The sequence below is a fragment of the Lentzea flava genome (genome assembly GCF_014648475.1).
Lineage (GTDB): Bacteria > Actinomycetota > Actinomycetes > Mycobacteriales > Pseudonocardiaceae > Lentzea > Lentzea flava.
In genome coordinates this window covers 22,870-29,481 of record NZ_BMRE01000079.1, presented here as the reverse complement: position 1 = coordinate 29,481, position 6,612 = coordinate 22,870, and the positions used below count along the sequence as shown (strand labels likewise).

The window sequence follows — 6,612 nt, the reverse complement described above, 5'->3', positions numbered from 1 at the left end:
TGGAACACCGCCAACCGCATCATCACCCACACCACCCAAACCCAGCCCGACCCCACCCGATGACCGAGGTGGACCAACGGCCCGGCACACCAGTGCCGGGCCGTTTCGCGACTCGATGTCGCAGTGAATGCCGGGACACCGGCTGTCGAGCACCACGCGTTCCAGGCCGATCCCGACACAGAGGTGACGGTCAGCGAGGATCGCGTTGTCCTCGTAGCCGAGCTCGTACGCCTAGATTTCGGCCCTGCTGAACCACTTCAGGCGTTGTCCTTCAGTGAGGACAACTCACCCGGTTCGACGTAACCGCCGGGCAGGCACCAGGTGTTCGGGAACTTGATGGTGGGCTTGTCATCGCGCAGGTACAGCAGCACTTCGCCCGCCGAGTTGACCATCACGATGTTGGTGCCCTCGTCCATGAGCGGATCTTTTCACGGCATAGTGGAACGTCGTGGGGAACCGGATCGCGTGGGAGACGGCGTCGCGGAAGTACGTCGACGAACATCAGGAACTGCTCGACGAGGCGAGGAACTCCTCGTCGCTGGTCGAGTGCGAACTCGCGGTGCTGCGGCCGTTGCTGGCCTCGAAGCCGGCCGTCGTGCACCTGCAGAGCGGGAACGGCCTGGACGACATCGCGTTGATCGGGGAAGGCGCCCGGTCCGTGGTCGGCGTCGACTTCAGCTCGGTGGCGGCCACGGCGGCGCAACGCAGGGCGATCGAGCTGGGCGTTAACTGCCGGTACGTGATCGCCGAGCTGCCGGGCGCTCCGTTGCGGGGCGACTGTGCCGATCTGGTGTACACCGGCAAGGGCGCGTTGATCTGGCTGCCGGACCTCCGCGCCTGGGCCGCGGACGTCGCTCGGCTGCTGAAACCCGGAGCGCACCTCTTCGTCTACGAGGCACACCCGATGGTGCCGTTGTGGACGTGGGACACCGACGAGCCGCGGATCCGGCCGGACCGCGGGTACTTCGAGCGGTCGCACGTCAACGACACGTTTCCCGCCAACGGCGCCGTGGAGTGGCAGGCGACGCTGGCCGAGATCGTCACCGCGGTGCTGGGCGCCGGGCTGGAGCTGCGGCACCTGGCCGAGCACCCGGAACCGTTCTGGCGGTGGGGTGATCTGGACGCGGCGGCGTGGCGGGGCCGGCTGCCGAACACGTTCTCGTTGCTGGCGCGCAAACCGTCCTGAGGGCCGGAAATCTCCCTCGTCAACCAGGCGCGTGATCGCTAACGTTCGTCGCAGGAAAGCAATTGGAGCGATTCGGCCGAACACCATGATGCCGCTCGGCGCGGTCGACGACCGTCCGGACTACGACTACGCCGACGGTGTCACGTTGCTGATCCACCAGCTCGACGACGGCGCTTCGATCACCACGGAGGTCCGTGGTTCGACGTTCCACACGCGCCGCACCGACACCGCGGCGACAGTTCACCTGAGGTAGCTGGACAGGGGAATCCGCTGGTCTCGCAACGCCTTCGCCACGACGCCGGCGATCTGCCGGGCACCGGCCGCCTCGAAGTGCGTGTGGTCGTTGCAGAAGAAGGCGCCGACCGGGCCCTTGGTGTAGTCGCCGTCGTTGGGGCACAGCTTGAGCGTGTTGTAGAGCCCGTAGCTCAGCTTGTGCAGGTCGATGACGGTGGCACCGCTCGCCCGGCCGGCGTCGAAGGTCTCGGTGAGGAAGCCGCGGGTGGCCACGGCCGTGCTGCCGCTGCACCGGATGGCGGAGACGGGCGTCAGGAAGATCGGGGTGGCGCCGCGGTCCTTGGCCGCCTTGGCCATCATCGTGAGAAGTTCCCTGTACCGGGCGCTGCCCACGTGCCGGGGGCAGTTGCGGTCGCCGTCGTTGATCCCGAACTGGATCATCAGGTAGTCGCCGGCCTTCATGCCGTTGGTGGCGTCCAGCATGTTCAGCCAGCGCTGGTGGAACGTCCTGGGGCTCACCACGCACTCACCGGCGGAGTCCTTCGTGTTCTGCACGTTGGACTCGTACAGCCAGGTCTGGACGCTACGGCCGGCCACCGCGTCGTTCTGCACGATCACGTTGTCGTTGAACAGCGGGTCGAACTGGCTGCCCCAGCCGACCGGGCAGCTCGACCGCGGGTTGGCCATCGTGGAGTCACCGGCCAGCCAGACCTTCACCGTGGCGGCACCGGTGGACGCCCCGGTGGCGGGAGCGCAGCCGGGCTGGTCCGCCGACGCCGGACTGGCGGCGAGGAACGGCAGGACGGCGAGAGCGACGAGGGTCAGAACGCGTTTCCGCACGGTTGTCTCCAGACGGCAGGGGTTGTCTGAGGTGGACGCAACAGAAAACGATCTTCTTTTCAGCATACCCATTGCCGTCCAGGCTGGAAAGCGCTTTCCGGAGCGACAGCCGCTTTCGTCGAATCGACTTCGATCCTGTTCAGTCGAAGCGCATCGATTTTCCATCGGGTGTCTTGACGGGTGTCGGGCGCCATGTCACTTTTCGACCTATGTCGCGGTTGTTCGGTGGTACACGCCCCGTGTTGGTCGTTCTGGTCGTCGCACTGCTCGGCGCTCCCTCGGCCCAGGCGGTGCCCCTCGACCAGGCGCACACCGCGGGCAGGGTCACGAAGTCCGGTCAGTTCTCCTGGCCGGGCGTCTACTTCGAGGGCCGGTTCCGCGGCACCAGCGTCGGCGTCACGCTCAACGACGCGGCGAGCTACTACGACGTGCAGATCGACGGCCGAACCGTCTCGACGCTCGTCAAACCCGGCCGCACCACGCACTGGGTGCGCAACCTGAGCAACGCCGAGCACCGCGTCCGGCTCGTCAAGCGGTCGGAGAGCCCGTGGGCGGCAGGGGAGTTCGGCGGGTTCGTCGGCAACGTCCTGACCAAGCCCGCGGGGCGGGCCCGGCAGATCGAGTTCATCGGCGACTCGCTGACCGCGGGTTACGGCAACCTGTCCACGACACGGGACTGTTCGACCAACGGAGGTGTCGACCGCAACAGCAACGCGGACCTGACGTTCGGCGCGCTGACCGCCCGTGCCCTCAACGCCGACTACCAGATCAACGCCTTCTCCGGCCGCGGCATGGTGCGCAACTACAACGGCGGCGAGCCCGGTACCAGCTACCGCACGTACTACGACCGTGCGCTGCTGAACGTCGACGGCGACGTGTGGCAGAACCCCGGCACCTGGAAGCCGCAGCTGATCGTGGTCGGCCTGGGCACCAACGACTTCTCGACCGCGCTGCGGCCGGGTGAGCAGTGGCCGGACCAGCAGAGCCTCGTCACCGCCTACAAGACCGCCTACCAGGGGTTCCTGGACAAGCTGCGGGCCCGGTACGGCTCCGGCACGACGATCCTCGTGAGCGTGCCGGAAGCGTCGGGGGTGTTCGCCGACGCGGCCAGGCAGGTCGTGCAGGACCGGGGTGACAGCCGCGTGCGGTACTGGAACTACGCTGACGCCGCGCTCGACCGGCTCGGCTGCGACTGGCACTTCTCGCAGCGCGACCACCGGTTGATCTCCGGGAAGCTGAACGACTACATCGCGAGATTGGGGCTGGCTTGGTGACGAGGCGTCGTCTCGCGGTGCTGGCAGGGGTCGTGTTGGTGCTGGTGACCGCGGGTGTCGCGGTGCGGGGCAACGCGGAGGTCACCGGCCGTGCGGTCGCTGCCGCCGTCACCACCACCACAAACACCTCCACCACGACCACGCCGCCGCCGGTCTCGTCGTCACCGCCGCCGTCGTCGTCCTCCGCCCAGCCGTCGCCGGTCGCGGCGGCCGGCGCACCGCTGGCCGGCAAGATCAAGCCCGGTGTCGCCAGGAACGGACCGGCTACCCACTACGACTCCGACGGCAGCGGCGCCTGCTCGTACGACCGGAGCCCCGATCCGCTGACGGTGGCCATGAACTGGTCGGACTTCGAGGACTCGAAGGCCTGTGGCGCCTACGTCCTGGTGAAGGCGAACGGCAAGAGCATCACCGTGCGGGTCACGAACCTCTGCCCGGCGCCGTGCCGGGTCGGGCAGCTGGACCTCAGCAAGGAGGCGTTCGCCCGGCTCGCGAACCCGCAGCAGGGCGAGATCGCGGTGACGTGGACGCTCGTGAGCCCGCCGCTGGAGAAGAAGATCTCCCTGCGCTACAAGACCGGGTCGAGCCAGTGGTGGTGCGGAATCCAGGCGATCGACCACCGCAACCCCGTGGCACGGCTGGAAGTGCAGGCCGGCGGGCAGTGGAAGGAACTGAAGCGCGCCGAGTACAACTACTTCCTCTCCGAGAACGGTGCCGGGTGCGGCGGTGCCGTGGCGATCACCGACATCTGGGGCGAGCGGATCGTTGTGAACGCTCTGCCGGTGCGGCCCGACGTCGTTCAGCCGACGAGCGCGCAGTTCGCCGCGCATTGAGCCGATTCGCGTTCGACCAGGCCGGGCCGCGCGAGCGCTGATCAACTCGTCGATCGTCTTCGACGCGCCCTTTTCGGTCGCTGACGGAGTGAATAGAGTGTGGCGCCAGTCTGGGAGCGCTCCCAGAACGAGGAGGCAGGATGCGCAACAAAGGAGTTGCCGCCGGCATCGCGTTGGCCACGCTCGCGGCTTCGGCGGTCGCGGTCTGGGGCAGCGCGCAGGCGGCCGCGTCGCCGTTCTACGTCGATCCGGGCACGAGCGCGGCCAGGTGGGTCGCGCAGAACCCCGGTGACTGGCGCACCCCGATGATCCGCGACCGCATCGCGACCGTCCCGCAGGCGAGGTGGTTCACCACCACCAACACCAGCACGGTGCGCGGCGAGGTGGATGCCTTCGTGGGTGCCGCGGCGGCCGCGGGCAAGATCCCGATCATGGTGGTCTACAACATCCCGAATCGCGACTGCGGCGGGGCGAGCGGCGGCGGCGCGCCCTCGCACAGCGCGTACCGGGCGTGGGTGGACCAGGTGGCGGCGGGTCTCGCGGGCCGACCGGCGGTGATCGTGCTGGAGCCGGACGTGCTGCCGTTGATGACGAACTGCCAGAACTCCGGTCAGCAGGCGGAGACCAAGGCGTCGATGGCGTACGCGGGCAAGCGGCTCAAGGCGGGGTCGGCGCAGGCCAAGGTCTACTTCGACATCGGGCACTCGGCGTGGCTCGCGCCGGCGGAGGCGGCGTCGCGGTTGCGCGGCGCGGACATCTCGAACAGCGCGGACGGCATTTCCACCAACGTGTCCAACTACCGCTGGAGCGCTGACGAGGTGGCGTTCGCCAAGGCGGTGCTGAACTCCGTGGGCGACTCGCGGTTGCGCGCGGTGATCGACACCAGCCGCAACGGCAACGGGCCGGCCGGCAGCGAGTGGTGTGATCCGCCGGGCAGGGCGATCGGCACACCGAGCACCGACCAGACCGGGGACGGGCAGATCGCCGCGTTCCTGTGGGTCAAGCTGCCCGGTGAGGCGGACGGGTGCATCGCGGGCGCCGGTCAGTTCGTGCCGCAGCGGGCGTACGACCTGGCCAACGCGGCGCGGCCGCCGTCGACCACCACGACGACCACTCCGCCCGCACCAGGTGGCTGCAAGGCCACGCACAAGGTGACGAGCACGTGGTCGGGCGGCTACAGCGCCGAGATCGTCATCGAGAACCGGGCGGCGCCGATCAACGGCTGGACGTTCACCTTCTCCGCGCCAGGCGTGACGGTGTCGCAGGGGTGGAACGGCACGTGGGCCGACAGGGGTGACCTCGTGGAGGTCGGGAACGCGTCCTGGAACGGCGCTCTCGGCACCGGCGGGACCGCCACCATCGGCTACAACGCGACCTATGGCGGCGGCACCCCGCCGTTCCTCTCACCGGCGCTGAACGGGGTGGTCTGCGGATGAGACCTCAGCAGCCGATCCGGTTGGTCGCGAGCGTGATGTCGTCCATCCAGAGGTCGTAGGCGCCGTCGTTGGGCTGGTAGAGCTGCCAGCCGAACTTGACCGTGTCGAACCGCGGGAACACGAAGTCCACCGGGTTTCCGCCGTGGTTGCGCGTCGACACGGTCAGGTCCGGCTGCGCGACGCCGTCGAACCAGAGCTCGATCCTGTTGTCGGCGGCGTCCATCCGCCACTCGACGCACTGCCAGACGTTCTCCCGGGACGGGGCCGACTCGCGCCAGTTCGTCCAGTCGCCGGTCGGCCCGCCGTCGGCGCCGACACCCCACAGCGGACGGTCCACTGTGGGCACGTACTGCCCGCCGAGCGGTCGCACGATCTCCGGACCCTGGCCGGTGGCCTCGATCAGCGTGTAGTGGGCCCAGTCGGGCTTGCGCGGGAAGGCTTTCGTCTTGAGCCGCACGCGTCCGTAGAAGCTGTTGCCGGGAGGCGAGAAGTCCTCCACCCGGAGGAACGCCCGGCCGTTGCCTTCGGTGTGCACGTGCAGAACCCGTTGGCCGCGCGGGGCTTTCTCCACGGTCAGCGTGCCGTGGCTGGTGTCGACGCCCCAGTCGAGACTGGTGGCGCCGCCGAGCGGGACCGACTGGAAGTTCTCGCAGAACAGCACGCCGGGGCGCGCGCACGAGGGGGAGTGGTCCGCGAGGGCCGGTGCCGCCGTCGTCGTGAGTTGGAGTGCCAGGAGCAGGGAGAGCGCTTTCCACTTTGGCATGCTTGAACATTAGAGGTTATTCGGTTGCGAAGGAACCGCTGGGAAG

General features: G+C 68.6%; 8 protein-coding genes. 5 read left to right on the top strand and 3 right to left on the bottom strand.

Going from position 1 to position 6,612, the window contains the following annotated elements; genetic code table 11:
* Positions 1-257: 257 nt before the first annotated feature.
* Positions 258-416, bottom strand: coding sequence for an NUDIX domain-containing protein (locus IEZ09_RS42565; RefSeq protein ID WP_229813438.1), 159 nt, complete (start codon positions 414-416; stop codon positions 258-260).
* Positions 417-448: 32 nt separating this feature from the next.
* Between IEZ09_RS42565 and IEZ09_RS42560 the strand changes: the two genes are divergently transcribed.
* Together IEZ09_RS42560 and IEZ09_RS42555 are read left to right on the top strand one after the other, a co-directional pair.
* On the top strand, positions 449-1,186 hold the full coding sequence (locus tag IEZ09_RS42560; RefSeq protein ID WP_189259546.1) for a class I SAM-dependent methyltransferase: 738 nt from the start codon (positions 449-451) through the stop codon (positions 1,184-1,186).
* A gap of 31 nt (positions 1,187-1,217) precedes the next feature.
* A complete protein-coding gene (locus tag IEZ09_RS42555; protein ID WP_189259549.1) occupies positions 1,218-1,439 on the top strand; it encodes a hypothetical protein in 222 nt (73 codons plus the stop codon).
* Here IEZ09_RS42555 and IEZ09_RS42550 read toward each other — a convergent pair.
* Positions 1,427-2,260 carry an SGNH/GDSL hydrolase family protein gene (locus tag IEZ09_RS42550; RefSeq protein WP_229813437.1) on the bottom strand — a complete coding sequence of 278 codons (834 nt, stop codon included), beginning with the start codon at positions 2,258-2,260 and terminating at the stop codon, positions 1,427-1,429. The genes IEZ09_RS42555 and IEZ09_RS42550 overlap by 13 nt on opposite strands.
* A 239-nt stretch (positions 2,261-2,499) precedes the next feature.
* Between IEZ09_RS42550 and IEZ09_RS42545 the strand changes: the two genes are divergently transcribed.
* From IEZ09_RS42545 to IEZ09_RS42535, 3 genes are all read left to right on the top strand, one after another.
* Positions 2,500-3,534, top strand: a complete 1,035-nt coding sequence (locus IEZ09_RS42545) for an SGNH/GDSL hydrolase family protein (protein WP_229813436.1) — start codon at positions 2,500-2,502, stop codon at positions 3,532-3,534.
* Complete coding sequence (locus IEZ09_RS42540) at positions 3,531-4,367, top strand: expansin EXLX1 family cellulose-binding protein (RefSeq protein ID WP_189259543.1); 837 nt, start codon at positions 3,531-3,533, stop codon at positions 4,365-4,367. The genes IEZ09_RS42545 and IEZ09_RS42540 overlap by 4 nt, the downstream gene beginning before the upstream one ends.
* A 140-nt stretch (positions 4,368-4,507) precedes the next feature.
* Positions 4,508-5,803 carry a glycoside hydrolase family 6 protein gene (locus IEZ09_RS42535; RefSeq protein WP_189259542.1) on the top strand — a complete coding sequence of 432 codons (1,296 nt, stop codon included), beginning with the start codon at positions 4,508-4,510 and terminating at the stop codon, positions 5,801-5,803.
* Positions 5,804-5,807: 4 nt separating this feature from the next.
* Here IEZ09_RS42535 and IEZ09_RS42530 read toward each other — a convergent pair whose 3' ends face one another.
* Positions 5,808-6,566 carry a hypothetical protein gene (locus IEZ09_RS42530; protein WP_189259541.1) on the bottom strand — a complete coding sequence of 253 codons (759 nt, stop codon included), beginning with the start codon at positions 6,564-6,566 and terminating at the stop codon, positions 5,808-5,810.
* Between the last annotated feature and the right edge of the window lie 46 nt (positions 6,567-6,612).